This window comes from Micromonospora zingiberis (genome assembly GCF_004331455.1).
Lineage (GTDB): Bacteria > Actinomycetota > Actinomycetes > Mycobacteriales > Micromonosporaceae > Micromonospora > Micromonospora zingiberis.
Window position 1 is genome coordinate 90645 of record NZ_SJJR01000004.1, and the last position, 24659, is coordinate 115303.

Annotated in this window: 22 protein-coding genes and 1 pseudogene; 16 read left to right on the top strand and 7 right to left on the bottom strand. The window is 71.0% G+C overall.

Translation table 11 applies throughout. The annotated features are described in order from the left end of the window. Window positions 1–128 precede the first annotated feature (128 nt). The gene (locus E0H26_RS08075; protein ID WP_131302776.1) at window positions 129–1118 is read right to left on the bottom strand and encodes an N-acetylglucosamine kinase; all 990 of its coding nucleotides are present in this window, start codon (window positions 1116–1118) and stop codon (window positions 129–131) included. Window positions 1119–1308: 190 nt separating this feature from the next. On the opposite strand from E0H26_RS08075, the gene E0H26_RS08080 reads away from it, so the two are divergent. From E0H26_RS08080 to E0H26_RS08100, 5 genes are read left to right on the top strand one after another with little or no spacing between them, the layout of a single operon-like run. Further along, the gene (locus tag E0H26_RS08080; RefSeq protein ID WP_131302778.1) at window positions 1309–2268 is read left to right on the top strand and encodes a MurR/RpiR family transcriptional regulator; all 960 of its coding nucleotides are present in this window, start codon (window positions 1309–1311) and stop codon (window positions 2266–2268) included. After that, a complete protein-coding gene (locus E0H26_RS08085) occupies window positions 2265–3014 on the top strand; it encodes a sugar isomerase domain-containing protein (RefSeq protein WP_131302780.1) in 750 nt (249 codons plus the stop codon). The genes E0H26_RS08080 and E0H26_RS08085 overlap by 4 nt, the downstream gene beginning before the upstream one ends. Before the next feature lie 25 nt (window positions 3015–3039). Further along, window positions 3040–4443 carry an N-acetylglucosamine/diacetylchitobiose ABC transporter substrate-binding protein gene (gene ngcE, locus E0H26_RS08090; protein WP_131302782.1) on the top strand — a complete coding sequence of 468 codons (1404 nt, stop codon included), beginning with the start codon at window positions 3040–3042 and terminating at the stop codon, window positions 4441–4443. Window positions 4444–4478: 35 nt separating this feature from the next. Then, window positions 4479–5420 carry a carbohydrate ABC transporter permease gene (locus E0H26_RS08095; RefSeq protein WP_131302784.1) on the top strand — a complete coding sequence of 314 codons (942 nt, stop codon included), beginning with the start codon at window positions 4479–4481 and terminating at the stop codon, window positions 5418–5420. A 13-nt stretch (window positions 5421–5433) separates the two neighbouring features. After that, window positions 5434–6393 carry a carbohydrate ABC transporter permease gene (locus E0H26_RS08100; protein ID WP_131302786.1) on the top strand — a complete coding sequence of 320 codons (960 nt, stop codon included), beginning with the start codon at window positions 5434–5436 and terminating at the stop codon, window positions 6391–6393. A gap of 139 nt (window positions 6394–6532) precedes the next feature. On the opposite strand, the gene E0H26_RS08105 is transcribed toward E0H26_RS08100, so the two are convergent. Continuing rightward, window positions 6533–6790, bottom strand: coding sequence for a type II toxin-antitoxin system Phd/YefM family antitoxin (locus tag E0H26_RS08105; protein ID WP_131302788.1), 258 nt, complete (start codon window positions 6788–6790; stop codon window positions 6533–6535). A 301-nt stretch (window positions 6791–7091) separates the two neighbouring features. Between E0H26_RS08105 and E0H26_RS08110 the strand changes: the two genes are divergently transcribed. From E0H26_RS08110 to E0H26_RS08120, 3 genes are all read left to right on the top strand, one after another. Beyond that, window positions 7092–8798: a bifunctional 3'-5' exonuclease/DNA polymerase gene (locus tag E0H26_RS08110; protein WP_131303183.1), complete on the top strand. Its 1707-nt coding sequence runs from the start codon at window positions 7092–7094 to the stop codon at window positions 8796–8798. 106 nt (window positions 8799–8904) lie between these two features. Next, window positions 8905–10986 carry a xanthine dehydrogenase family protein molybdopterin-binding subunit gene (locus E0H26_RS08115; protein ID WP_131302790.1) on the top strand — a complete coding sequence of 694 codons (2082 nt, stop codon included), beginning with the start codon at window positions 8905–8907 and terminating at the stop codon, window positions 10984–10986. A 91-nt stretch (window positions 10987–11077) separates the two neighbouring features. Beyond that, window positions 11078–12184 (top strand): hypothetical protein, encoded by a 1107-nt coding sequence (locus E0H26_RS08120; RefSeq protein WP_131302792.1) that lies wholly within the window; start codon window positions 11078–11080, stop codon window positions 12182–12184. 4 nt (window positions 12185–12188) lie between these two features. On the opposite strand, the gene E0H26_RS08125 is transcribed toward E0H26_RS08120, so the two are convergent. From E0H26_RS08125 to E0H26_RS08135, 3 genes are read right to left on the bottom strand one after another with little or no spacing between them, the layout of a single operon-like run. Next, window positions 12189–14288: a xanthine dehydrogenase family protein molybdopterin-binding subunit gene (locus E0H26_RS08125; protein WP_240742062.1), complete on the bottom strand. Its 2100-nt coding sequence runs from the start codon at window positions 14286–14288 to the stop codon at window positions 12189–12191. Then, the gene (locus E0H26_RS08130) at window positions 14285–15274 is read right to left on the bottom strand and encodes an FAD binding domain-containing protein (protein ID WP_131302794.1); all 990 of its coding nucleotides are present in this window, start codon (window positions 15272–15274) and stop codon (window positions 14285–14287) included. The genes E0H26_RS08125 and E0H26_RS08130 overlap by 4 nt, the downstream gene beginning before the upstream one ends. After that, complete coding sequence (locus E0H26_RS08135; protein ID WP_131302796.1) at window positions 15271–15807, bottom strand: (2Fe-2S)-binding protein; 537 nt, start codon at window positions 15805–15807, stop codon at window positions 15271–15273. Before E0H26_RS08135 ends, E0H26_RS08130 begins: the two co-directional genes overlap by 4 nt. Before the next feature lie 121 nt (window positions 15808–15928). Between E0H26_RS08135 and E0H26_RS08140 the strand changes: the two genes are divergently transcribed. The 3 genes and pseudogenes from E0H26_RS08140 (at window position 15929) to E0H26_RS29775 (ending at window position 17762) form a co-directional block, all read left to right on the top strand. After that, window positions 15929–16912: an XdhC family protein gene (locus E0H26_RS08140; protein WP_131302798.1), complete on the top strand. Its 984-nt coding sequence runs from the start codon at window positions 15929–15931 to the stop codon at window positions 16910–16912. A 165-nt stretch (window positions 16913–17077) separates the two neighbouring features. Beyond that, a pseudogene (locus E0H26_RS29770) lies at window positions 17078–17272 on the top strand (recombinase family protein); the annotation flags it as partial. A gap of 94 nt (window positions 17273–17366) precedes the next feature. Further along, complete coding sequence (locus E0H26_RS29775) at window positions 17367–17762, top strand: recombinase family protein (protein ID WP_240742063.1); 396 nt, start codon at window positions 17367–17369, stop codon at window positions 17760–17762. A gap of 242 nt (window positions 17763–18004) precedes the next feature. On the opposite strand, the gene E0H26_RS08160 is transcribed toward E0H26_RS29775, so the two are convergent. Next, window positions 18005–18952: a C45 family autoproteolytic acyltransferase/hydrolase gene (locus tag E0H26_RS08160; protein WP_131302800.1), complete on the bottom strand. Its 948-nt coding sequence runs from the start codon at window positions 18950–18952 to the stop codon at window positions 18005–18007. A 386-nt stretch (window positions 18953–19338) separates the two neighbouring features. Then, on the bottom strand, window positions 19339–19731 hold the full coding sequence (locus E0H26_RS08165; protein WP_131302802.1) for a hypothetical protein: 393 nt from the start codon (window positions 19729–19731) through the stop codon (window positions 19339–19341). 51 nt (window positions 19732–19782) lie between these two features. Between E0H26_RS08165 and E0H26_RS08170 the strand changes: the two genes are divergently transcribed. The 5 genes from E0H26_RS08170 to E0H26_RS08190 all read left to right on the top strand — a co-directional run bounded on the left by E0H26_RS08170 (window position 19783) and on the right by E0H26_RS08190 (window position 24658). After that, window positions 19783–20052 (top strand): hypothetical protein, encoded by a 270-nt coding sequence (locus E0H26_RS08170; RefSeq protein ID WP_131302804.1) that lies wholly within the window; start codon window positions 19783–19785, stop codon window positions 20050–20052. A gap of 140 nt (window positions 20053–20192) precedes the next feature. Beyond that, window positions 20193–20831 carry a helix-turn-helix domain-containing protein gene (locus E0H26_RS08175; RefSeq protein ID WP_131302806.1) on the top strand — a complete coding sequence of 213 codons (639 nt, stop codon included), beginning with the start codon at window positions 20193–20195 and terminating at the stop codon, window positions 20829–20831. Between the two features lie 154 nt (window positions 20832–20985). Next, window positions 20986–22374: an amidohydrolase family protein gene (locus tag E0H26_RS08180; RefSeq protein WP_131302808.1), complete on the top strand. Its 1389-nt coding sequence runs from the start codon at window positions 20986–20988 to the stop codon at window positions 22372–22374. Further along, on the top strand, window positions 22371–23396 hold the full coding sequence (locus E0H26_RS08185; protein WP_131302811.1) for an ABC transporter permease: 1026 nt from the start codon (window positions 22371–22373) through the stop codon (window positions 23394–23396). Before E0H26_RS08180 ends, E0H26_RS08185 begins: the two co-directional genes overlap by 4 nt. Window positions 23397–23482: 86 nt before the next feature. Next, a complete protein-coding gene (locus E0H26_RS08190) occupies window positions 23483–24658 on the top strand; it encodes a substrate-binding domain-containing protein (RefSeq protein ID WP_131302813.1) in 1176 nt (391 codons plus the stop codon). Window position 24659: the final 1 nt, after the last annotated feature.

Sequence of the window (24659 nt, forward strand, 5' to 3'; positions counted from 1 at the left end):
CTTCCGAAGGGAACAAAACAGCGAGTCGGCAATACGACTTTCCGGGTGCGGCCCGGCGCGATTCTGCTAGCCATTGCGCGACGTTTATCGGCGACCGATGCGGACGAGAGTCCAGTGCTCCGAGGGCCTCAGGGGCGAGTTGCGGCCAGGCGGGCGTGCAGGGCGGTCGGGTCGGTCACTCCGGGCAGGTCGCGGGCGGCCAGCCAGGCCGCGCCGGCGGCGCCGTCGCCGGCCGGGAGGATCGGTGCGTCCGGCCAGTGTCGGCGGGTCTCGGCGCGGACCACGGCGGCCAGCGCGGTGTCGCCGGTGAGCAGCCCGCCGCCGAGGACCAGCGGGCTGACGTCGCCGGGCGGGCGGATCCGGCGCAGCGTGGCGGCCAGCAGGGCGGCGGCCTCGGCGATCAGCGTGCCGGCGGTCGGGTCACCGGTGGCGGCGGCGTCGACCACGAGCGGCGCGAGCCGGGCCAACTCCACCGGTGGGCGGCGGGTGACGGTCTGCACGAGCGCGCCCACGGTGTCCCGGGGGCGGGCCGCCACCTCGGCGGAGCCGGCGAGTTCGGTGAGTACCCGTCGACCCAACTCGCCCGGGTCGTGGCCGGCGTCGAGGGCGGCGAGCAGTCGGCGTACCGCCTGCTGACCGAGCCAGAAGCCGGAGCCGGCGTCGCCGAGCAGCCAGCCGTGGCCGTCGGCGACGCGGTCCAGCCGCAGGTCGTGTACCTGCGCGGCGATGGCTCCGGTGCCGGCGACGAGGATGCTGCCGGTCGAGCGGGCGGTGCCCGAGGCGTACGCGACGAGCGCGTCGCTGTGCACCGCGTACGGGCAGCGCAGCCCGGCGGTGTGCCAGGCGCGGTCGAAGGCGGCCCGGCCGGCGGGGTCGGCGCGCAGTCGACCGGCGCCGGCCAGCCCGACCGCGCCGGCCCGCACCCGGGTCGGGTCGACGTCGGTGAGGGCCGACCGCAGGGCGGTCAGCAGTTCGTCGGCGGCGGGTGCGGCGCCGTGGCTGGTGGGGTTGCCGCCGCCGGCTCGGCCGGTGCCGAGGCGTACGCCGTCGAGGGTCACCGCGAGCGCGCGGGTGGACGTACCGCCGACATCGAGGCCGACCACGACGGTGCCGGACAACCCTCCCACCTCCTTGATCGATATGCGTTCATGCTGGTCGCGGCGGGTGGTCGAGGCAAGGTGCGGCGCTGGAGCGTGCCGTGTGCCCCAGGTAACAGTTTGAAAACTTCGCCCACGGTCTTGACATGGAGGTGCCTTCAGTAAGAACTTTTACCACTAACAGTTAACACTCTTTTCCGAAAGGCGTCCGATGGTTGATCACGAGGCGGACACCTCCGCGGGCGCCGCGGTGGCCGATGCCGACGGGGTCGACCGGCGGGGCGCTGGCGTCGTCTCCGATGGCGTGCTGGCCCGGGTGCGGGCCGGCGCCGACGAGCTGACCGGCGCGCTGCGCCGGGTCGCCGAGCACGTGCTCAGCGACCCGGAGGCGGCGGCCCGGGCCACCATCGTGGAGCTGGCCGAACGCAGCGGCACCTCGCCGGCCACGGTCACCCGGTTCTGCCGCGCGATGGGCTTCGAGGGCTACGCCGACCTGCGGCTGGGCATCGCCGCCGAGACCGGCCGGGCCCGCTCGGCCGGCTGGACCGTCGACATCGGACGGGAGATCCAGCCCGGCGACCCCCTCGAACGGGTGCTGGAACAGATCATCGCCGCCGACACCCGGGCCATGCACGACACCGCCGCCCTGCTCGACCTCGGTGAGGTGGAACGGGCCGCGGTGGCCATCGCCGGAGCCAGCCGGGTCAACATCTTCGGTGCCAGTGGCAGCGCCCTGGTCGGCGAGGAGATGCAGTTCAGCCTGCACCGCATCGGGGTGGCCGCCTGGGCGTGGAACGACGTGCACTCCGGGCTCGCCGCCGCCGCGCTGCTGCGGCCGGGCGACGTCGCACTGGGCATCTCGCACAGCGGCCAGACCCGGGAGGCCATCGAGATGCTCGCCGAGGGCGGCAGCCGGGGCGCGACCACCATCGCGCTGACCGGGTTCCGTCGCTCCCCGCTGGCCGAGCTGGCGGACATCGTGCTGCTCACCGCCAGTCAGGCCACCACCTTCCGCCCGGACGCGCTCTCCGCCCGGCATCCCCAGCTGGTCGTGTTGGACCTGCTCTACATCGCCGTCGCCCAGCGCACCCACGACCGTGCCCACGCGGCCTTCCGGCGTACCGCGCAGGCCGTCGACGGGCACAAGGCCGCGAGGGGAGTCACCGCATGATCAGCGCACAGGGGTACGCCGCAGCCGTCCGGCCGGTGCTCGACCGCATCGTCGACCAGGGCGCCGAGCCGCTCGGCCGGGCCGCCGACCTGATCGCCGCCAGCCTGCGGGCCGGTGGGGTGCTCCAGGCGTTCGGCGCCGGCCACTCCGAGGCGTTCGCCGCCGAACTGGTGGCCCGGGCCGGCGGGCTGGTCCCCACCAACCGGATCACCCTGCACGACCTGGTGCTGCACGGCGACGCCCCGCGTGACGTGCTCGCCGACCCCAAGCTGGAGCGCGATCCGGCCATCGCCCACCAGCTCTACCAGATCGCCGCACCGCAGCCGCAGGACGTGTTCGTGGTGGCGTCCCAGTCCGGCATCAACGGTTCGGTGGTCGAACTGGCCCTGCTGGCCACCGAGCGCGGTCACCCGTTGATCGCGGTCACCTCGGTCGAGCACACCGGACGGGTCGCTCCGCGCCACCCGTCCGGCCGGCGGCTCGTCGATCTCGCCGACGTCGTGCTGGACAACGGCGCGCCGTACGGCGACGCACTGCTGCCGCTCGAGGGCGGCGGCGCGGTCTGTGCGGTCTCCTCGGTCACCTCGGCGCTGCTGGCGCAGCTGTTGACCGCGGAGGTCGTACGACGGTTCCACCAGGTCGGAGAGGTGCCCCCTATCTACCTCTCCGCCAACGTCCCCGGTGGGGACGAGCACAACCTCGCCCTCGAGTCGCGGTACGCCGGACGTCTCCGGCGCACCGCCTGACCCGACACCACAAGGAGAGCGAACGATGTCCGTTAACCCCGATCTCAACCGCCGGACCCTGCTGCGCCGCGCGGCGGCCGCGGGTCTCCTGGTGACCCCGGCCGCAGGTCTGCTCAGTGCCTGTGCCGGCAGCACGCCGAGCCCGAGCAACGACAACGCCGGGGAGAAGAGCAACGACAACCCCTTCGGCGTGCAGGAGAACAGCGCCGTGAAGGTGGTCATCTTCAACGGCGGTCTGGGTGACGCCTGGGCGAAGGAGGACCAGGCGGTCTTCAGCGCCAAGCACCCGAACGTCACGGTCAACATGAGCAGCACCCAGAAGATCAAGACCGAAGAACAGCCCAAGATGGCGACCACGCCCAGTGACCTGATCATGAACTCGGGCGCCGACCTGATGGACCTGAGCACGCTGGTCAACGAGGGTGCCATCGAGCCGCTGGACGACCTGCTCGCCGCCCCGGCCTGGGAGGGTGGCGGCACCGTCGCCGACACCCTGCTGCCCGGCACCGTCAGCGACGGCACCTTCCAGGGCAAGTTCTTCGTGGTGTACGTGGCCTTCACGGTGTGGGGCAACTGGTACAACGGCGCGCTGTTCAGCAAGGAGGGCTGGGAGCCGCCGAAGAGCTTCGAGGAGTTCTTCGCCCTGGCCCCGAAGATCAAGGCCAAGGGCATCGCGCCGTACGTCTACGACGCCGTGCACGGCTACTACCCGCGCTGGGCGCTGATGGCCTCGATCTGGAAGTCCGCCGGCAAGCAGGCGGTCGTCGACATCGACAACCTGAAGGAGAACGCCTGGCGGGCCGAGGGCGTGCTGCCCGCCCTGGAGCAGTGGGAGAAGGTGGTCAAGGACAAGCTGGTGCTGCCCGGCCGGCTCGACCACACCCAGTCGCAGCAGGCGTGGCTGGACGGCAAGGCCGCCTTCATCCAGGTCGGCACCTGGCTGAAGAACGAGATGGCGTCGACCATCCCGCCGGGCTTCGAGATGAAGCTCTCCGACTACTGGACGGTCAGCGCCGCCGACAAGGCGCCCAAGGACGTCTTCGCCGGTGCCGGCGAGGGCTTCGTGGTGCCGAGCAAGGCCCCGAACAAGGCGGCGGCCAAGGAGTTCCTGCGGGCCGTGCTCTCCAAGGCCGGTTCGGCGAAGTTCGCCGAGCTGACCAAGTCCCTGGCGTCGACCAAGGGCTCCGGCGACAACGTGGACGACCCGGCGCTGGCGACGGCCAACGAGCTGATGAAGAACGCCGGTCAGGATCTGGTCTCGGTCAAGCTCTGGGACTTCTACGCCGACCTGGACAAGGAGAGCCAGAACCTGTCCCAGGAGCTGATGGCCGGCCGGCTGACCGCCGCGCAGTTCGTGGACAAGATGCAGGCCGCCGCCGACAAGGTCGCCAAGGACTCGTCGATCACCAAGCAGACCCGCAACGCGTGACACCCCGGATCTGACCGAACGAGGAAGTGAGAGAAATGCGGCACGGTGTTGCGCGTTTCGTCACGGGTTTCCTGGCCCTGCCGGTCGGGCTCTACCTCTTCTACGTGGTGTGGCCCTTCCTGCAGGCGGCCGGGTACTCGCTGACCGACTGGGGAGGCTACTCCGACCGGCAGCAGTTCGTCGGGCTGGAGAACTACTTCCGGCTGTTCACCGACGAGCTGATCAGGAAGGCGTTCTGGCACAACGTCTTCTTCCTGGTCACCGTGCCGCTGTTCACCATCGCGCTGGCCTTGTTCCTCGCCTTCCTGCTCAACGTGGGCGGACGCGAGGACAAGGCCGGCATCCGGGGCGTCTTCGGCTCCGGCCTGTACAAGGTGATCTTCTTCTTCCCCCAGGTGCTCTCCCTGGTCGTCATCGCGGTGATGTGGCAACAGATCTACCGCGCGGACGGCCAGGGCCTGATCAACGGCGTACTGATGAAGATCGGGCTGGTCGACGAGAACGACCCGATCACCTTCATGTACGACCCGGAGCCGTTCCTCGGCGTACCGGCGGTGCTCTGGTGGCTGCTGGTGATCGCGGTCTGGAGTGGGGCCGGCTTCTACATGGTGCTCTTCTCGGCGGCCATGCAGTCCATTCCGAAGGACATCTACGAGGCGGCCATCCTCGACGGGGCGGGACGCTTGCACACCTTCTTCCGGATCACCCTGCCACTGCTGCGGGACACCGTCTCGGTGGCCTGGGTCTACCTGGGCTTCATCGCGCTGGACATGTTCGCGCTGGTCTACATCATGACCCCGAGCCAGGGCGGCCCGAACCACGCCAGCGAGATCTTCGCCTCGGTGATCAACTTCAACGCGTTCCAGAAGGGCCAGTTCGGCTACGCCTGCGCGATCGCGGTGGCCCTGGCGATCTTCACGATCCTGCTGGCCGCGTTGCAGCTGAGGATCACCCGTCGTGAGCGCATCGAGTACTGAGGAGACACCGACGATGAGCACGGTGACCCACACCCCGGGTCAGGCCGGGGCCGGCCAGGCCCCGCCGCCGGATCGTACGCCCGGCCCACGTGCCGCCGTTGGTGGCAGCCGCGCCGGCGCGAGGTTCTTCAACGGCTTCTCGCACCTGTTCCTCGCCGTCTGGGCGATCATGGTGGTCTACCCGCTGGTGTGGGTGGTGATGTCGGCGCTCAAGACCGACTCGGAGGTCATCCGCAAGCCGCTGTCGCTGTTTCCGAAGACGTTGCAGTGGGGCAACTTCGCCCGGGCCTGGACCGAGGGACACATCGGGGACTTCTTCCTCAACACCGTCCTGGTGCTGACCGGCAGCGTCTTCCTCACCATGCTGCTCGGCTCGATGGCCGCCTACGTGCTGGCCCGCTACGAGTTCCCCGGTAACCGGCTGATCTACTACATGTTCCTGTCCGGGTTGACCCTGCCGATCTATCTGGCCGCGGTGCCGCTGTTCAAGGGCGTCTACAACATGGGCGTGACGCTGCCCTTCCTCGGCCCGAACCAGCACCTCATGCTGATCCTGGTCTACGTGGCCTGGTCGCTGGCGTTCACCGTCTTCTTCATGCACTCGTTCTTCCGGACCCTGCCCACCGCGATCGCCGAGGCGGCCATGGTGGACGGGGCGTCACACAGTCGGCTGTTCTTCAGCGTCATGCTGCCGATGGCCAAGCCGGGCCTGATCAGCATCGGCATCTTCAACGTCCTCGGCCAGTGGAACCAGTGGTACCTGCCGACCCTGCTGATGCAGTCGGTGGCCGGCGAGCCGAAGAACCAGGTCATCTCCCAGGGCCTGATCGAACTCTCGGTCAACCAGGGCTACCGCTCCGACTGGTCCGGCCTGTTCGCCGGGGTCACGATGGCCATGTTGCCGGTGCTCATCGTCTACATCGTCTTCCAACGCCAGGTCCAGTCCGGCCTCACCGCCGGCGTCGGCAAGTAGCCGCCAGCGCGCCCGCCCGCCCGACTGGCGCCAGCCCGGCGGGCGGCTGTGCTGTCGGGGCCTGGCGGGCAGGTGCCACCCGCCGGCCCGGGTCGGGTCGCGCAGCCAACGTGGACGACGTGAGTATCTAGCAGGAGGTTCACGCTGTCGTTCCGAAGTCGTCCGCGATGGTTTCGTTGATCTCGGGGGCGTCCCAGTCGTCCGAGAGCACCAACTTGCCGCGTAGGGATCCCCGTGCGGTGCGGTTGACCCGGCGCACGAGTGGGATCACCTTCGCGACCGGCTGGCCGGCCCGGCTGATCACGATCTCTTCGCCATGTTCGACGCGTTCGATGATGCGTGACAGGTTCGTCTTGGCCTCGTGGATGTTGAACTGGGCGGCAGCCTCACTTCCCATCTGACCTCCTTGGCTAAGAGCGGCCGGCAATTGGTGGTGGTGACGCAGCGGGAGGTCGAGCGGCCGGGCACATGCCCAGGGGCCCGTCATTGACCCCAGGCAACCATCTGGCAGGCTCGCTGCCACGCCAAGGCATCCGAGATCTTGGTACGAGTGCGCCCCTCAAGGGGCAGATTCGTACCAAGATCTTCCCCGCCCAGGGTGGCGGGCTGGCTATCAGGACGTGTCGGCCTATTGCCGGTCGCTCTAAGAGGTTGGTCCACCTGTCTGCACCCGGTCGAGAAACTTGACCTCGCCGGGCCTGTCGTACGTGCGCGGCAGAATCGTGTTCGTGCTGGTGGCGGTGGTCTCGGACGAGCAGGGCGGGGGAGTGCTGCAACCCCTCGGCCCGGCCGGCACCCCGACCGGCCCGCCGGAGGCGGTGACCGACCTGGCCGCCGCGGTGGCCGCCCGGGAGCGTGCCGCGCAGCCGCGCTGGGTGTGGGCCAGCGGGGCCACCGGCTATCCCGCGCTGCTGCGCGCCGGGGTCCGGGTCGAGCGCTGCCACGACGTGGAGCTGACCGAGGCGCTGCTGCTCGGGCACGCCGGTCGCTGGGGCGAGCCCCGGTCGCTGGCGGCGGCGTGGGCGCGGCTCACCGGCACGCCGGTGCCGGCCGATCCGCCGCCGCGCGCTGTCGCCCCACCCGGTGCCGGTCAGGCCGCGCTCTTCGATGCCGTGCCCGGCCCGCCGGGTCCCGGCATCGCGGCCTTGGTCCGGGTGTACGCCGACCAGCTCACCCGCGTCGCGTCGACCGAGCAGCCGGGCCGGTTCCGGCTGCTGGTGGCCGCCGAGTCGGCCGGTGCGCTGATCGCGGCCGAGATGGGGGCCGCCGGCCTGCCCTGGCGGGCCGACGTGCACGACGCGGTCCTGGCCGAGCTGCTGGGGGAGCCGTCCCCGGTGGGCGGGCCACCCCGCCGGCTGGCCGAGTTGGCCGCGCGGATCGCCGAGGCGTTCGGTGTCCGGCAGTTGCACGCCGACAGCCCGGCGGAACTGTTGAGGGCGTTCGCCCGAGCCGGCGTGGAACTGCCCAACACCCGGGCCTGGGTGCTGCGCGGGGTGGACCATCCGGCGGTGCCGCTGGTGCTGGAATACAAGGAGCTGTACCGGATCTGGACGGCACACGGGCGCAGCTGGCGGGACGCCTGGGTCCGCGACGGCCGGTTCCAACCGGAGTACGTCCCCGGCGGGGTGGTGTCGGGGCGGTGGGCCACCCGGGGCGGTGGTGCGTTGCAGATCCCGAAGGTGATCCGCCGGGCGGCGGTCGCGGACCCGGGCTGGCGGTTCGTGGTGGCCGACGCGGGGCAGTTGGAGCCTCGGGTGCTGGCGGCCGTCTCCGACGACGCCCGGCTGGCCGCCGCCGGCGGGACCGGTGACCTCTACCAGGCTCTGGCGCGTGACGCGTTCGGCGGTGACCGGGGCCGGGCCAAGCTGGCCCTGCTCGGTGCGATGTACGGGCAGACCGGTGGCGAGGCGGTGCCGGCCCTGGCGGTGCTGCGGCGCAGTTACCCGACGGCGTTCGGTTACGTCGAGGCGGCGGCGCGTACCGGTGAGGCCGGCGGGTTGGTGCGTTCCTGGCTGGGGCGTACCTGCCCGCCCGGCACGGCGGTCTTCGCCGCCGACGACGGGGTGGCGGATCCGGATGCGGCTGGCGACCCGCAGTCGCCCCGGGCCCGGGCTGCCCGGTCCCGGGGCCGGTTCACCCGCAACTTCGTCATCCAGGCCACCGCCGCCGAGTGGGCCTCGACGTTGCTGGCGGTGCTTCGCGGCGAGCTCGCCGGCACCGGCGCCGAGCTGGTCTTCTTCCAGCACGACGAGGTGATCGTGCACTGCCCGGCCGAGCAGGCCGAGCGGGTCGCCGAGGCGGTGGAGCGGGCCGGGCGGCGGGCCACCGCGCTGCTGTTCGGTGACACCCCGGTGCGCTTCCCGCTGGACCTGTCGATCGTCGAGTGCTACGCCGACGCGCTCTGAGGCGATTCGGAGCAGCCGGCGAGAACCCCGACCAAGAGCACCTGAAGAATCCTACTATGAGCGTTATGTCGATTCTGGGCTGCGCGCCTCCCGTCCGGATGCGGTCATGAGTCCGGCGGTGGGGCAGCCGTACGCCCGGCTGGAGGGCCACGACAAGGTCACCGGTACCGCCCGATACGCGGTGGAGTACCCGGCCGACGGCCTGGCGTACGCCCAGATGGTGCCGGCCACGATCGTGCGTGGCGTGATCACCGGAGTGGACAGCCGGGCCGCGTCGGCCATCGACGGCGTCCTGGCGGTGCTGCACCACGGCAACGCGCCCCGGCTGGCCGCCGACGTCGACGCGGAGCTGTACCGGTTGCAGGAACCGACGGTGCACTTCCGGGGTCAGCCCGTCGCGGTGGTGGTCGCCGAGACCATCGAGGCGGCCCGGGAGGCGGCCGGTCTGGTCCGCCTCGACTACGACGTGCGACCGCACCGCACCGAGCTGTCCGCCCAGGACCCGCAGTTGTACCAGCCGGGCCATGTCAACCCGAACTACCCCACCGACGTGGTCGCCGGTGACTTCGACACCGGGTTCGCCGCCGCCGAGGTCCGGCTGGACCTCGCCTACCGCACGCCGTCCTACCACAACAGCCCGATGGAGCCGCACGCGTCCACGGCCCAGTGGCGTGACGGGCAGCTCCTGGTGCACGACTCCAGCCAGGGGACCACACCCGCCCAGGAGATCCTGGCCCGGCTGTTCGGGCTGCCCGTGGCCGCCGTCCGAGTGGTCAACCGCCACGTGGGCGGTGGCTTCGGCGGCAAGCTCTACCTGAAGGTCCAGACGGTGTTGGCGGCGATGGCGTCCCAGGTGGTCGACCGGCCGGTCCGGCTGGCGTTGACCCGCCACCAGATGTTCGGGCCGGTGGGCTACCGCACCCCGACCATCCAGCGGGTCCGGCTCGGCGCCGGCCCGGACGGGCGGATCACCGCCGTCGCCCACGACGCGATCAGCCAGACCTCGACGGTGACCGAGTTCGCCGAACAGACCGCCCTGTACACCCGCAACATGTACGCCGCACCCCACCGGCGCACCACCCACCGGATTGCCCGACTCGACGTACCCACCCCGTTCTGGATGCGGGCACCCGGACACACCCCGGGCTCGTTCGCCCTGGAGTCCGCACTGGACGAACTGGCCCTGGCCTGCCAGGTCGATCCGGTCGAGCTGCGGCTGCGCAACGACACCGCCATCGACCCCGAGAGCGGGCACCCGTTCACCAGCCGCAACCTGGCCGCCTGCCTCACCGACGGGGCGCACCGCTTCGGCTGGGCCGACCGGGACCCGACGCCACGCGCCCGACGGACCGGCCGGTGGCTGTCCGGCACCGGGATGGCCGGCTCCAGCTATCCGGCCCGGATCCGACCGGCCAGCGCATCAGCCACCGCGTACGCCGACGGCAGCTTCGAGGTGCGGATCAACGCGGCGGACATCGGCACCGGCGCGCGTACCGCGTTGTGGCAGGTGGCCGCCGACGCGCTGGACGCGCCACCGCAACGGGTACGCGTCCAGATGGGCGACACCGCGCTGCCCGCCGCGGACCCGGCCGGCGGATCGACCGGGTTGGCCTCGTGGAGCTGGGCGGTCGTGCGCGCCTGCGAACGGCTCTGCGAGCAGCTCGTCGGGCTGCGTGGCCGGGTGCCGGCGGAGGGACTGCTGGTCGAGGTGAGCATCGACGACGAGGTGGCCGCACAGGCCACGCTGCCGCGCTACGCGTACGGGGCACAGTTCGCCGAGGTGCGGGTGGACGCGGACACCGGCGAGACCCAGGTACGCCGACTGCTGGGCGTCTTCGCCGTCGGCCGGGTGGTCAACCCGACCACCCTGCGCAGCCAGCTCGTCGGTGGCATGACCATGGGCTTGTCGATGGCGCTGCACGAGCAGGGCGCCTTCGACAACCGATACGGCACCTGGGCCAACCACGATCTGGCCAGCTATCACATCAGCAGCAACGCCGACGTGCCGGCGGTCGAGGCGCACTGGGTCACCGACGAGGACAGCCAGCTCAACCCGCTCGGCATCAAGGGGGCCGGCGAGATCGGCATCGTCGGTGCCGCGGCGGCCATCGCCAACGCGGTGCACCACGCCACCGGCGTACGCGTCCGTGAGTTGCCGATCACCCTGGACAAACTCCTGCCGGCCTGACCCGCTTTGCGTGTTGTTCATGTTCGACTGCCATCCTGCCGCCAAACCCGACCGCTTCGGTCGACGTGGTGAGAATTCCCCGGGGGGTGGCATGGCCAGACGCGTCTACCTGCACATCGGTGCGCCGAAGACGGGCAGCACCTATGTGCAGAACGTGCTCTGGCACAACCGGGACCGGCTGGCGGAGTCGGGCATCCTGTTGCCGGGCAGCGCGGTGGCGCACGACCAGGCGATGGCCGACCTGCGTGCCGCGTCCTGGCGGGACGCCGAGGTGTACTGGACCTGGGACCGGCTGGCCGGCAGGGCCCGGGATTGGTCCGGCGACGTGATCATCAGCAACGAGGGGTTGGGCGCGGCCACCGCCGAGCAGGCGGCCCGCGCGGTGCGGAGCCTCGGCTCCGCCGAGATCCACGTCATCGTGGTGGGACGTGACCTGTGGCGTACCTTCCCGTCGTTCTGGCAGCAGAGCGTCCGGGCCCGCGGCGGCTGGCGCTTCGAGGAGTTCCTGCGCGCCGTCGAAGAGGGCCGGTGCGAGGTGTTCTGGGAGAACCACACGGCGGGTCGGATGCTGCGCCGCTGGGGTGAGCTGGTGCCCGCGCCGCGCCGGCACCTGGTGACGGTGCCGGCGCCCGGCAGCCCGCACGAGGTGCTGTGGCACCGCTTCGCCGGCATCGTCGGCATCACCGAGGGGCGGTACGAACTGCCCGAGCCCACCCCGAACCCCTCCCTCGGCGCCGCCGAGATCGAACTGCTCCGGCGGGTCAACCGGAAGCTCGGCGACCGCTATCCGCTCCGGACGCCGTACCGGCGCGTGGTCCACCGGCACCTGGTCGACGCCGTGCTCCGGCGACGGCCCAACGAGCTGCGCTTCGGCATCGGCCCGGACCGGGCCGACTGGGTGCGGGACCTCGCCGAACGGCAGATCAGCGAACTCCGCGAGTTCCCCTGCCAGGTCGTCGGCGACCTCGACGAACTGCGGCCCGCGCGATCGACACCGGGCGGCAGCCCCGGCGCCGTCGACGACGCCCACCTGCTCGACGTCGCGATCGAGACGATCGTCGACATGCTCGGGCACGCCGAGGCGCTCAGCGACGCGGGGGAGCACCAGCCGCCGGACGCCTTCACCCGACTGCGGCACCGGGCGGCCGGCGGCGTCACCCGCCGACTACGACGGGCCATCCGACGCGAGCAGCGCTGACCGCCTAGGGCAGCAGCTTGTCGCAGGTGATCGGCAGCTCACGGACACGTACGCCGGTGGCGTGGTGCACCGCGTTGGCGATCGCCGCGGCGGCACCCACGATGCCGATCTCACCGATCCCCTTGGTGCCCATCGGGTTGACGTACGGGTCGTCCTCCTCGATCCAGTACGCCTCGACGGCCCCGACGTCGGCGTTGCTGCTGATGTGGTAGCTGGCCAGATCGTGGTTGACCACGTGGCCGTAACGGGGGTCGAGGACGCTGGCCTCGTGCAACGCCATCGACAGGCCCATGGTCATCCCGCCGATCAACTGGGAGCGGGCGGTCTTCGGGTTGACCACCCGACCGACCGCGTACACGCCGAGTTGGCGGGGCACCCGGATCTCGCCGGTCTCCTCGTGCACGCGTACCTCGGCGAACTGCGCACCGAAGCTGTGCATGACGTACCGGCCCAGGTACTGGTTCTCCGGCATGTCGACGGTGACCTCCAGGCCGTCCGCCGGCACCGTGTCGCCGTACTCGGTGCTGAGCCGTCGGCGCAGTTCGTCGGCGCCCGCGCAGATGGTGGCACCCCAGCTGGAGATGCCGGCCGACCCGCCCTCCTGCGCTGCCGGCGGATAGGCCGTGTCGCCGAGGCGCAGCTCGACCCGGTCGAGGTCGACCCGCAGCGCGTCGGCGGCGACCTGGGCCAGCGCGGTACGGGTGCCGGTGCCGATGTCCACCGCCGCCAGCGACACGATGTGCCGGCCGTCGGGGGTGGCCCGGATGGTGACCTTCGTGCCGGGCAGCTGCATCGCCGGGTAGGTCGACGCGGCCATTCCGGTGCCCACCAGCCAGCCGTTGTCCCGGCGGGCCCGGGGGGTGGCGTCCCGCGGCTGCCAGCCGAAGCGGCGCGCCCCCTCGCGCAGGCAGCCGACCAGGCCCCGGCTGGAGAACGGCAGCCCGTCCAGCGGATGCTCGGCCGGCTCGTTGCGGACGCGCAGCTCGACCGGATCCACGCCGCAGGCGATGGCGAGTTCGTCCAGCGCCGATTCGAGGGCGAACAGGCCGGTCGACTCACCCGGCGCCCGCATGATCGTCGGACTCGGCAGGTCCAGGGCGGCCAACCGCTGCCGGGTACGCAGATGAGGCGTGGCGTACATGGTCGGGGTGGCGCGGGTCGCGTGCTCGGCGAACTCCCTGAGCCGGGAGGTCTGCTCGACCGACTCGTGGGCGACCGCGACCAGCCGCCCGTCGGTGTCGGCGCCGAGGCGTACCCGCTGGATGGTCGGCGACCGGTAGCCGGTCTGGGAGAACATCTGGTGCCGGGTGAGCGCGAAGCGCACCGGCCGACCCGCGACGAGCTGTGCGGCCATCACGGCGAGGATGACATCCGAGTGCCGGGGCAGCTTCGCGCCGAACCCGCCGCCGACGTGCGGCGACCGCACCCGGACCTGCGCCGGTTCGAGCCGGAACGCCTCGGCCACGGTGTGCTGCACCCCGGCGGGATACTGCGTGGACACGTACAGGGTGACCCCCTCGGTGGTCCAGCAGGCGATGGTGGTGTGCGGCTCCAGCGGGTTGTGGTGGTACCAGGGGGTGCGGTAGGTCTCGTCCAACTGGATCGCCGCCGACGCGAGCCCGGCGTCCACATCGCCCTTGTCGGTCTCGATCGGGAACAGCGGCCAGATCTGCTGCGGCACCCGCAGTTGGTCCGGTCCGTGTGCGTCGGCCAGCTCGACGTCGTGCGGTCGGGGCCGGTAGTCGACCCGGACCAGGCCGGCGGCGTGCCGGGCGATCTCCGAGGTCTCCGCGATCACCGCCGCGACGAACTGGCCCCGGAAGGCGACCTGGTCGGACTGGAGGATGCGCAGCTCACCGTCGTCGGTGCCGACCCGGGGCGCGTTCAGGTAGGTCAGCACCGCGAGCACGCCCGACTGGGCACTGGCCCGGCTACAGTCGATCCCGGTGATCTGCCCGGCGGCCACCGTGCTGCGCACCGCGGACAGGTACGCCGGCTCCGGCACCGGGTGTTCGAAGGCGTACGGCGCGAGTCCGCGTACCTTGTCCGCGCCCTCGACCCGGTCGAGCGCCTGCCCCATCACGCGGGCCGCGATGGTGCTCACGGCGCCGCCTCGACCAGATCCAGCACGGTCCGGACGATCGCGTTACGGGCCAGCGGGATCTTGAAGGCGTTGTCCGCCTGCGGTCGGGCGTCGGCAAGTTCGGCCTCGGCGGCGCGCCGCAGCCGTTCCTCGTCGACCGGGCCGCCGCGCAGCAGGTCCTCGGCCCGGGTGGCCCGCCACGGCTTGGGTGCCACCCCACCCAGCGCGATGCGGACGTCCCGGACCTGGCCGTCGACCAGGTCGATCGCGGCGGCGACGGAGACCAGGGCGAACGCGTACGAGGCCCGGTCGCGGATCTTGCGGTAGTAGGAGCGGGTGGCGAAGGGCAGCGGCGGCAGGACGACCGCCATGATCAGCTCGCCGTGGGTCAGCACGTTGTCGTGCTGCGGCTCGGACCCGGGCAGCCGGTGCAACTCGGTCAGCGGGATGGCGCGGCTGCCGTCCGGCCCGATGGTCTGCACCGTGGCGTCCATCGCGGCCAGCGCGACGGCCAGGTCCGACGGGTTGGTGGCGATGCAGTCCGGCGAGGTACCGAGGATGGCCAGATCCCGGTTGTGCCCCTCGATGGCAGAGCAGCCGGTCCCGGGCTCCCGCTTGTTGCAGGCGGTGGTGATGTCCTGGAAGTACAGGCACCGGGTGCGTTGCAGCAGGTTGCCGCCGACCGTGGCGAGGTTGCGCAACTGGGTGGAGGCGCCGTTGAGCACCGCCTGGGCGACCACCGGGTAGCGGCGTCGGATGAGCGGGTCGGCGGCCAGGTCGCTGTTTGTCACGCCGGCCCCGATGCGTACCCCGCCGTCGGGTAGTTGCTCGATCGTCCGAGGGGTCACGCGTCGGACGTCGACCAGCAACTCGGGCCGGGCGACGTCGAGTTTCATCAGGTCGACCAGGTTGGTGCCGCCGCCGAGGAACGCCGCCTGCGGTGCGCGGGCGAGCAGGGCGACCGCGTTGGCCGCGTCGGTGGCGCGCTCGTACCGGAAGGGCCTCATGACCGGGCGACCTCCTGGATTGCGGGGATCATGTTCGCGTACGCCGCGCAGCGGCACAGGTTGCCGCTCATCCGCTCGCGGATCTCGTCGGGGTTCGCCGCCAGGTCGACCGGCCCGGTGTCGGTGCCGTCGGTGCCGTCGGGGTGGCGGTACGTCACCGCGCTGGGCCAACCCGTGGCCGCCTCCTCGACCATGGCGACCGCGGAGACGATCTGCCCGGGGGTGCAGTAGCCACATTGGAAGGCGTCGTGCTCGATGAAGCTGCGCTGCATGGGGTGCAGTTGACCGTCGGCGGCCAGGCCGGCGGCGGTGACGATGTCGGCGCCGTCGTGCGCGACCGCCAGCGCGAGGCAACTGTTGGCCCGGCGCCCGTCGAGCAGGATCGTGCAGGCGCCGCACTGGCCGTGGTCACAGCCCTTCTTGGGGCTGGTGTTGCCCAGCCGTTCGCGTAGCGCGTCGAGCAGGGTGGTCCGGGTGTCGACGGTCAGCCGGTGGTCGGCTCCGTCCACCCGCAGGGCGATTTCGGTGTCCATGGTGTCCAGCTCCTGGCGCTCGTGACTTGCCGACCAAGTTATCGGTGTAAAACGGCTCTTTGCCGCTAACCGCGATAAAAACGAGAAAGATGGACGCAGCAGCGCGGTCCTGGGAGGGCGGATGTTGGCGGAGGTGTGGCCGTTCGTCGAGCGGCGGCACGCGGCCGGTCAGCGGGTGGTGCTGGCCCGGCTGGTCCGCCGGTCCGGCCCGGGCTCGCGTCCGCTGGGGGCCACCATGGCGGTGGCCTCGGACGGCGGCTGGACCGGATCGATCTCCGGTGGCTGCGTGGAGGGGCTTCTGCTCGACGAGGCACGGGCGGTGCTCGACGGCGCCGAACCCCGGCTCACCTCGGTCAGCCCCGGCGCGGACCTGATGCCCTGGGAACCCGCCCCGGCCTGCTCCGGCGAGCTGGGCGTGCTGATCTGCCCGGTACCGGGCGGTCGGGTGTTCGCGGCGATCGCCGCAGCCCTCGCCAACCGTCGACCGTTGGCGCTGGCCACCGAACTGACCCCACCCTTTCGCTGGTCGACCGCGGCCGAACGGCTCGGGCTGCCGCAGGACGAGAGCCACTTCGTCGAGGAACTGCGCCCCGGACCGGTGCTGGTGCTGGTCGGCGCGACGGACCTCGCGGCGGCGCTGGCCACCCTCGCCGTCCCGCTCGGCCACCGGGTGGTCGTCGTCGACCCACGGCCCGCCTACGCCCAGCCGGAACGGGTGCCGGCCGGCGCCGACGTGGTCTGCACCTGGCCCGACGAATGGCTGGCGGCCACCGAGTTGGGCGCCTCGGACGCCGTACTGGTGGTGACCCACGATCCCCGCATCGACGATCGGGCGATCCGGGCCGCACTCGCCGGGCCGGTCGGGTACGTCGGCGTACTGGGCAGTCGGGACACCCACGCCCGGCGGCTCGCCCGGCTGGCCGGCCTTCCCGGTCTGGATCGGCTCTGTGGCCCGGCCGGGTTGGATCTCGGCGCTGCCTCGCTCGCCCAGACCGCACTGTCGATGCTCGCGGAAGTGGTGGCGGTCGGCAACGGGCGCACCGGCGGCCGGCTGCGCGACCTGAGTGGCAGCATCCGGACGGTCTCTCCGCAACCGGTGGCGTGAGCGCCTGCTCACCCGGGACTGGACGTTGGCCGAGGACCTGTTGCAGACCGCGCTGGCCCGGGGCTGGGAGGCGTGGCGGCGCATCGACGGCGACCCTGAGCCGGCCGGGTCGGGAAACGGGTTCGGTTCGACAGTAAGGACGTCCTGCTGGCCGGTGGTGTCGAGGTGCGGGCGTTGCGGTATCAGCGGGCCAGTCAGGACAAGAGGGAGCAGGGTAAGAGCGTCGGCGATCAGGGGAAGCTGAACCTTGCGGAGGTGACGAAGCGGTCGTGGTCGGATGCGGGTTCGTTCACCGACAACGACCGGTCGGCCAGCCGGCACGCCACGAAGGATCGGCCGCAGTTCGAGTTGTTGATCGAGCAGATCCGCGCCGGTAAGGGTGATGTGTTGGTGATCTGGGAGATCTCCCGCAAGGAGCGGGGCCGGGGTTCCGCTGATCACGATCGAGAACGAGTTGAACGCCAAGGGCGTCCCGTCCCCTCGGGGGACCAAGTGGCGGCGCACGATCATCCGCCAGCAGGTACTCAACCCGGCCTACATCGGCAAGCGGGTGTTCCGCGGCGAGGTGATCGGGGACGGCATCTGGCCCGCTCTGTTGGACGACGAGGATACGTATTGGGCGTGTGTGCGGCTGTTGCAGGACCCGTCCCGGACGACGACCCGGGCGGGACGGGCCGTCCACCTGTTGTCCTACATCGTCCGCTGCGCCGTCTGCGACGGCCCGGTCTCCTCGCATCTGGTGAGCCGGCGGGGGTGGGAGGGGCAGGTGTACTCCTGCCTGTACAAGCGGTGCGCGGCGGTGAAAGCCGAGTTCCTGGACGAGTACGCGCAGCGCGTCGTGGTGCTATAGGCGGCTCGTTGCGCGTCGTATCGTTGCGTATCGTGCCGTCCGCGACCGGTAGCGCCTCAACGGTGACGACTTCGGGTGGTTCGGGTCGGCTACTGGCAGCCTCGCGTATTCGACTGTTGCGAGTTCTACAGGTTCGGGACTGGGTTCGTAGCGGTCGGTGATCAATCCTCGTCCTGGCTCTGGGCAGAGTGAGCCGGCCAGGTCGACCGAAGTGTCGCGGGCGTACCGCTGCGGAAAGCCTTTCAGCTGACCCGGCCCAAGGTCACGGTGCGGGATCCGGGTGCGAAGTCACTGAAGGACTGTTGCCAGGACTCGCCAGGCCAGTAATACGTCACGCGGCCCTCGATGGGCTGGTAGCGGGCTGTGTAGAGCGTTCTCGATCCCTGCTCGTCGACGGATCGATACAGCGGCGGCTTCAGCATCGCCGCCACGTCGTCCGCGCCTGCGGCGCGGATGGCTCGCAGCCGCTCCTGCGTGCGCATGGCCCGTTCCTGCTCGTCGGTGACCGGCAGGTGCTGGTGATTGGCGGCACAGGCGTCCGGTGCCACCGTCGGCGGCATATCCGGTCCCATGAACACCGTCATCGCCTTCTCGGGATCGACAAGGGTGAGGTTCTGGGGGACGGCGACCGGCAGGGACCGCAGCCTGTCGACCGCCTCATCGACGGTGTCGCACGTCTCCAGCAGGTAGCGCACGAGGATGAGAATGGCGAAGCCGCGTCCGTAGACGGAACGTCCGCCCCAGGTGAGCGAGACCGCCAGACCGGCATCGTTCATCCCGTCCAGCAAGCCCCACAGCATGTCCTGCATCCCGATCACGGGACGCAGGAAGCACGAGGAGACGATGGTCCCCTCGCACTGATCGGGCCGTAGGTCATAGTTGCGCAGCAGAGTGCCGCTCTGGCCGATCTGGGTGCATGCCTGGGAGAACGGCCGCAGTGCCGCGTGGGTGAGGAAGACTTCCGCCTCGGGCCGGTCGAGTTGGCCGACCAGGCGGTCCAGAACCGGAACCAGTTCCGGCATGTGCGCACGGAACAGCGCCCGAACACGATCCGCGCCCTCCGGAGTCCGGCCCTCCTCGGTCAGCAGGCCCTCCATCTCCTGCCACAGGCCCCGGGCGTAGGCGGCCCACCGCCCGTCGCCGCCGTCGCCGATCTCGATCGCCTGGAAGGTCTTGTGCTGTTGCCGCACAGGCTGCCACTCCCCCTGCGAGGATCGGATGAAGTGAGGGCAACCTAGCTAATTGGGCAGGTATTTACCAGGTCGCCGCCGTGGGCGACGGCCAGGCGCTGGACCTGATGAAGCGGTTGAACGTGAGCGTGGCCGATTCCAAGTTGGCGAGCATGTCCCGGGTTGGAGGAGCCGGGGATCAAGAAAGCTATGACTCGTCCACGGCCACGTCCCTGCCTTGAAGCGGTGGGAGCAAGTTGTAGTACGGGTTACCAGATCTGCGTACGCGCCTTTCGGCCCCGTAGCAAGATTTGGCCTTTGGCCGCCAATCTTGCGGAGCAAGATATGGCTTGTGCTTATCATTCTCGACCGGGCGCGGTCGAGAATCCGGTCGCGCTGCCTGGTGGTCACGGGTGGTCGGCTGTCTTGGCGAGCAGCGCCGTGATGAGGTCGGCCAGCGGGGTGATGGTGTGGCGTTGGTGGTGGGGTAGGCGTTCGTGGTGGTGGCAGCCGTTGGGGTCGTTGGTGGGGATGGTGAGTCGGCAGCGGGCGCAGGCGGTGAGGTGTTCGTTGTCGAAGGCGGTGAGCGCGCAGGGTGAACGCCGCGCCGCGACACCCCCCGGCCAGCGCCTCGCAAGCCGGTCAGGCCCTCGGGCCGCGCGCACCGCGCAACTGAGTCGCACGGTGGGGCGAACGTCGGGCCGCCGTCGGCCGCCTCGGCCGGCGGGCACCCTCACCCCGCTGGACCAGGCAGCGCTGCCGGCCGGCTGCACCGAGGCGCGGTGCCAGAGCGCCATCATCGTCCGATCGGATCCTGACGACCCGGGGCGGCCGGTGCGCAAGGAGTTGGAGTGGCCGACGTTGACCTCGATCGACATGTTTCCCAGACGCCCGGACTGCTGCACGTGCGGGTCGCCGGTGTCGAGGTGGTCACCGGCGAGTGGTGGGACTACCAGTTGGCCGGCCACGGCATGTTCGGTGACGCGGACGGTCAGTGGAGGCGGGATTTCGGCGTCGACCTGCGTCGGGGTGACCCGGTGCTGGTCGAGGTCGTGCCCGAGCACGTCACCGGAGCCTGGCAGGTGGTGCTCACCCCGGCCCCGGGCGGTGCGGGCGGGTAGGGGCGGATCCCGGGGGTGTGCCGCCGCTTGCGAACGTGTTGAGTCGGACTCGGACGATGCGCACGGCCTGGGACAACCGGCGGCGCGTAAGCTGAGCTTGCTTCAACGTGAAGCCGGGAACTTGTAAAGGGGCACTCAACGTGGCCGAGTTGGACGCCGTCGGCAGCCGGATCCGCGCTGCCCGCCAGGCCCGGGGGATGTCCCTGCGTGCGCTCGCCGAGAAGGTCGGCGTCTCGGCGAGCATGCTCTCGCTGCTGGAGAACGGCCGGTCCCGCTCCTCCATCCCCACCCTGTACGCGGTGGTGGAAGCCCTGGACATGTCGATGGACGAGCTGTTCTCCGGCGCCCAGCCACCGGCTCCCCGGGCGACGGAGCGTGCCTCGGCGCCGGTCGGGACGGTGCCTTCCGAGGGGGGCCCGGAGTTGACCGTGGTCCGGGCCGACCATCGCCGCCGGATCGAGATGGAGACCGGTGTGGTCTGGGAGCAGCTCGGGCACGCCGAGGCGGGCGGCGTGGAGTTCATGCTGGTCACGTACCCGCCGGGGGCGAGTTCCAGCGACTCGGGACGCTACCAGCGACACAGCGGTCTGGAGTGCGCCCACGTGATGCAGGGCGAGCTGACCTGCAAGGTGGGTTTCGAGGAGGTCACCCTGGGGCCGGGCGACAGCCTGACGTTTGATTCGTCCCGTCCGCACCTTTTTCAGAACGACGGCAGCGTGGCGATGAGGGCGGTGTGGCTGGTGTTGCGCCAGCGTGGCGCCGCCGAGGCCGCCCAGTAGCGATCACGTTGATAAACAATCTTCAACGCCTGTTAAACGACACTTGACAAGGCTGTGACACGGCTCGCATTATTGCGACGCCGATCCGCCGTCCCGCCAGTCCTGGATCGGAGCACACCACCCCCTGGCGGCGTCTGTGGAGGTTCAGCCTTACATGACCACCAACCTGCTACTGGCCGGCGGAATCGTCGTCACCTGCGCCGGCCACGACGATGTGCTGTGGCCCGGCGACGTCCTCATCCGCAACGGGCGGATCGCCGCGATCGGCCGTGACCTCGACGTGGCCGACGCCGAACGGATCGACGTCAGCGGCCGGATCGTGATGCCCGGCCTGGTGGACACCCACCGGCACACCTGGCAGTCCGTGGTACGCAACATCGCCTCGGACTGGACCCTCGACCAGTACCTGGTCGGCCTGCACGCCGGCCTCAGCCGGTACTTCCGCCCCGAGGACACCTACGCCGGCAACCTCATCGGCGCGCTGGAGGCGCTCGACTCCGGCATCACCACGCTGCTCGACTGGTCGCACAACCTCTTCACCCCCGACCACACCGACGCGGCGATCGACGCCCTGACCGAGGCGGGCCTGCGGGCCGTCTTCTCGCACGGCGGCGGTGCCCCGCAGTGGGGCGGGGTGATGCCCTCGCCGGTGCCGCACCCGGCGGACGACGTCCGGCGGCTGCGCAACGGCCGGTTCGCCGCCAACGACGGCCTGGTCACCCTGGGCCTGGCGCTTCGCGGGCCGCAGTTCTCGACGATGGCGGTCACCAGCGGCGACTTCCAGCTCGCCCGGGAACTCGACCTGCGGGTGTCGGTGCACGTCGGCGACGGGCACTGGGGCAAGACCAAGCCGATCCACCAGCTGAACGCGGCCGGGCTGCTCGCACCGACCACCACGTACGTGCACTGCAACACCATCGCCGAGGACGAGTTGCAGTTGATCGCCGACACCGGCGGCAGCGCTTCCGTCGCCACCGACGTCGAGATGCAGATGGGGCACGGCTGGCCGGCCACCGGCCGGCTGCTGGCGGTGGGCATCCAGCCCTCGCTCTCGGTCGACGTGTGCAGCTCGATCGGCGGCGACATGTTCACCACCATGCGCACCACGCTCGCCGTCCAGCGGGCCACCGACAACCACGCCGCGGTCGAGGCCGGGGAGGCACCCGAGCGGGTCAAGCTCGCCTGCTCCGACGTGCTGCGCTTCGCCACCATCGAGGGCGCCCGGGCCAACGGGCTCGGCGACGTCACCGGCTCGCTGGAGGTCGGCAAGGCCGCCGACATCGTCATCCTCTCCAACGACACCCTCGCCACCACGCCGATCAACAACCCGTTCGGCACCGTCGTCTACGCCGCCCACCCGGGTCTGGTGCGGGACGTGCTGGTCGACGGCCGGTTCGTCAAGCGGGACGGCAAGCTCGTCGGCGTCGACATCGACCGGCTGCGGACGCTCGCCGAGGCGTCCCGCGACCACGTGATCGGCTCCATGGCGGGCGCGGAGATCGGCGGCCGGTGGCAGCCCGAGCCGAAGCTGAACCTGGCATGAGCACCGCCGTCGTCGACGCCACTGCGCGCGTCCCGCTGGTGAGCGCGGCCGATCCACTCCGGCTGCGGCTGCTCGGCTGGCCGACGAGCCGGGCCCTGGCGGCGGTGGTCGTGCTGTTCGCGGTGAGCGCGGTGCTCTCCGGCGCGAGTGTCAGCCGTACCGCCCTGCTGGCGATGCTGCCGTTCGCGGCGCTCACCGCGATCGTGGCCGCCGGCCAGACGCTTGTCGTCCAGCAGGCCGGGCTCGACCTCTCGGTGGCCGGCGGCATCTCCTTCGGCGCGCTCATGGTGGCCAAGTACGGCGGACCCGGCCAACTGGGCATCGGCCTGGCGGTGACCCTGGCGCTCGCCGCCGCGCTGGCCGCCGGGCTGGTCAGTGGCCTGGTCATCACCGCCTTCGGGCTGCCGCCCCTGGTCGTCACGATCGCGGTGAACGCGATTCTGATCGGCCTGGTGCAGTTCCTCTCCGGCGGCTACAGCGCCCAGGCGCCGGAGGCGCTCACCGGATTCGCGGTCGGGCGCACCCTCGGCGTACCGAATCTCGTCCTGGTCGCCGCCGCCGTCATCGGCCTCGCCCAGCTCGTGCTGAAGTGCACCGTCCTCGGCCGGCGCTTCGAACTGGTCGGGGCCAACCGGCGGGCGGCGCACGCCGCCGGCCTGCACACCCGCCGGTACACGATCGCGGCGTACGCGCTCTCCGCATTGCTGGCCGGCGGCACCGGCGTGTTGCTCGCGGGCTTCCTGAGCACCACCACCCTCACGGCCGGGGACGCCTACCTGCTGCCCTCGGTGGCCGCCGTGGTGCTCGGCGGCACCGCGCTGACCGGCGGGCGCGGCAGCCTCACCGGCACCGCGCTCGGCGCGCTCTTCCTCGGCCAGCTCAACCAGCTGGTGCAGACCTACACCCAGACCACCGCCGTACAGAACATCGTGCAGGCCGTGATCATCGGCGTCGGGATCGTGGTGCAGCTCAGCATCGCCACCCGTTTGCGACGCCAGGCGATCCGCCGCAACCCCACCTGAGCAGAAACCCGGAACGACCCGCCGCGGAACGGCCCCCGCCGTCCCGCCGGTACCCCACACCCACACACCCACCCCTGGAGTCCGTCATGTCCCCTCTGTACCGTTCGCGGAGAACAGCGATAGCCTTCGGCGCCGCCGCCGCGCTCGCGGTCACCGGCTGCTCCACCACCAACCAGACCGGCTCGGCCGCCGGTGCCGACCCGAGCGCCGCCGCCCAGGTCGCGGTCGGCAACACCGGGCCGCTCTCGGCCGCCGCCGCGATGGCCTCCGTCTGCGGCGACAAGCCGATCAAGGTCGGCCTGGTCGACGGACTCGGCACCAACTCGTGGTCCAAGATCGTGCGGGCCGAGGTCGAGGACGAGGCGAAACAGTGCCCCAACATCACCGGCGTGGAGTACGTCGCCGGCCGAGGCAACCTCCAGAGCACCCTGGCCGGCATCACCAGCATGGCCAGCAAGGGCGTCAACGTGCTGCTGGTGATCCCCACCGCCGGTCCCGGCCCCGCACACCTGTCGGCGCTGCGCACCGCGGCCAACGCCGGAGTGACCGTCATCCCCATCGCCGCGGACCCCGAGGGCAAGCCCGGCAGTGACTACTTCGACTACGTCGACTGGGACACCGAGTACCTGGGTCAGGTCTGGGCCAAGTGGATGGTCGACCGGCTCGGCCCGGCCGGCGGCAACATCGTGATGCTCGGCGGGCCCGCCGGCAACCCGGTCTCGCAGGCCCACCTCACCGGGATCAAGCAGGTGCTGGCCGGTGCGCCGCAGGTGAAACTGCTGACCGACGAGCCGGTGACCACCAACTGGGACCCGGCGATGGAACAGCAGGCGATGAGCGGCCTGCTCGCCAAGTACCCGAAGATCGACGGCGTCATCAGCGACTACGGCGCCGCCGCCACCGGCGTGCTGCGGGCGTACCAGTCCGCCGGACGGCCCCTGGTGCCGATCGCCACCACCGACGACAACGAACTCAGCTGCGGCTTCGCCGCGTTGAAGGCGAGCAACGGCGAGTACGAACTGGCCACCGTCTCCTCCCGCACCTGGATCGGGCGGGCCGGCCTGCGCAAGGGCGTGGCCGTGGTCAACGGCAAGGCCAACCCGGAGCCGTCCCGGGTGCAGCTCGAAATCTTCGAGGACTCGACCAGCAGCGTCTCCGGTGCGCTGGCGCCAGCCGAGGCGTGCGGCGCCGGCCTGCCCAACGACGCGCCGCCGTCCTCGCAGCTCTCCGCCGACCAACTCGCCGCGCTCTTCAAGGGCTGAT

What these genes read in the sequence shown, in the direction of transcription:
- ngcE (WP_131302782.1), top strand. Translation starts at nt 3,040, where the DNA reads ATGTCCGTTAACCCCGATCTCAACCGCCGGACCCTGCTGCGCCGCGCG.
- E0H26_RS08190 (WP_131302813.1), top strand. Translation starts at nt 23,483, where the DNA reads ATGTCCCCTCTGTACCGTTCGCGGAGAACAGCGATAGCCTTCGGCGCC.
- E0H26_RS08115 (WP_131302790.1), top strand. Translation starts at nt 8,905, where the DNA reads ATGAGTCCGGCGGTGGGGCAGCCGTACGCCCGGCTGGAGGGCCACGAC.
- E0H26_RS08120 (WP_131302792.1), top strand. Translation starts at nt 11,078, where the DNA reads ATGGCCAGACGCGTCTACCTGCACATCGGTGCGCCGAAGACGGGCAGC.
- E0H26_RS08165 (WP_131302802.1), bottom strand. Translation starts at nt 19,731, where the DNA reads ATGATGGCGCTCTGGCACCGCGCCTCGGTGCAGCCGGCCGGCAGCGCT.
- E0H26_RS08095 (WP_131302784.1), top strand. Translation starts at nt 4,479, where the DNA reads ATGCGGCACGGTGTTGCGCGTTTCGTCACGGGTTTCCTGGCCCTGCCG.
- E0H26_RS08080 (WP_131302778.1), top strand. Translation starts at nt 1,309, where the DNA reads ATGGTTGATCACGAGGCGGACACCTCCGCGGGCGCCGCGGTGGCCGAT.
- E0H26_RS08135 (WP_131302796.1), bottom strand. Translation starts at nt 15,807, where the DNA reads ATGGACACCGAAATCGCCCTGCGGGTGGACGGAGCCGACCACCGGCTG.
- E0H26_RS08180 (WP_131302808.1), top strand. Translation starts at nt 20,986, where the DNA reads ATGACCACCAACCTGCTACTGGCCGGCGGAATCGTCGTCACCTGCGCC.
- E0H26_RS08185 (WP_131302811.1), top strand. Translation starts at nt 22,371, where the DNA reads ATGAGCACCGCCGTCGTCGACGCCACTGCGCGCGTCCCGCTGGTGAGC.
- E0H26_RS08130 (WP_131302794.1), bottom strand. Translation starts at nt 15,274, where the DNA reads ATGAGGCCCTTCCGGTACGAGCGCGCCACCGACGCGGCCAACGCGGTC.
- E0H26_RS08100 (WP_131302786.1), top strand. Translation starts at nt 5,434, where the DNA reads ATGAGCACGGTGACCCACACCCCGGGTCAGGCCGGGGCCGGCCAGGCC.
- E0H26_RS08085 (WP_131302780.1), top strand. Translation starts at nt 2,265, where the DNA reads ATGATCAGCGCACAGGGGTACGCCGCAGCCGTCCGGCCGGTGCTCGAC.
- E0H26_RS08140 (WP_131302798.1), top strand. Translation starts at nt 15,929, where the DNA reads ATGTTGGCGGAGGTGTGGCCGTTCGTCGAGCGGCGGCACGCGGCCGGT.
- E0H26_RS08105 (WP_131302788.1), bottom strand. Translation starts at nt 6,790, where the DNA reads ATGGGAAGTGAGGCTGCCGCCCAGTTCAACATCCACGAGGCCAAGACG.